Below are 466 nucleotides of genomic sequence, written 5' to 3'. Positions count from 1 at the left end.
GGGAAGCAGGAAAGGGATTTGCAGTAGTAGCAGATGAAATAAGGAAATTAGCAGAAGAATCTAAAAAAGCAACAGAAGAGATAGCGAAAATATTAGGAAAAATACAAGAAGGAGCAAACGAAGCAAGTAATGCAACGAAAGAAACAGGAAAAGTAATAAAAGAAGTGGAAAAAGAATCAGAAAAGATATCGGAGAAATTTAAAAAGATATTGGAAAAAGTAAACAAAATAACAATAGACATAGAAGATTTAAGTTCAAGTTCAGAGGAACAAAGTGCATCAACAGAAGAGATATCAGCAGGAATGGAAAAAATGACATTAGAAGTGGCAGATATAACAGACCAAATTTCAGAAATAGCAGAAGCAATAAATGAGCAAAGTAGTAGTATAAAACAGATAGAGCAATATACCTCAGAATTAAAAGAAAAAGCTAAGGTGTTAGTAAAAGGATTAGAAAAATTTAAAAT

At 31.1% G+C, this 466-nt stretch carries 1 protein-coding gene; it reads left to right on the top strand.

All coding sequences use genetic code 11. The features are described 5' to 3' along the window. On the top strand, positions 1–466 hold a 466-nt coding region (locus tag ACYQ44_RS10430), incomplete at both ends, for a methyl-accepting chemotaxis protein (protein WP_459997232.1).

It is taken from the genome of Marinitoga arctica (genome assembly GCF_054657315.1).
The sequence above is the reverse complement of the archived record's forward strand: the minus strand, read 5'-3'. Positions and strand labels throughout refer to the sequence as shown.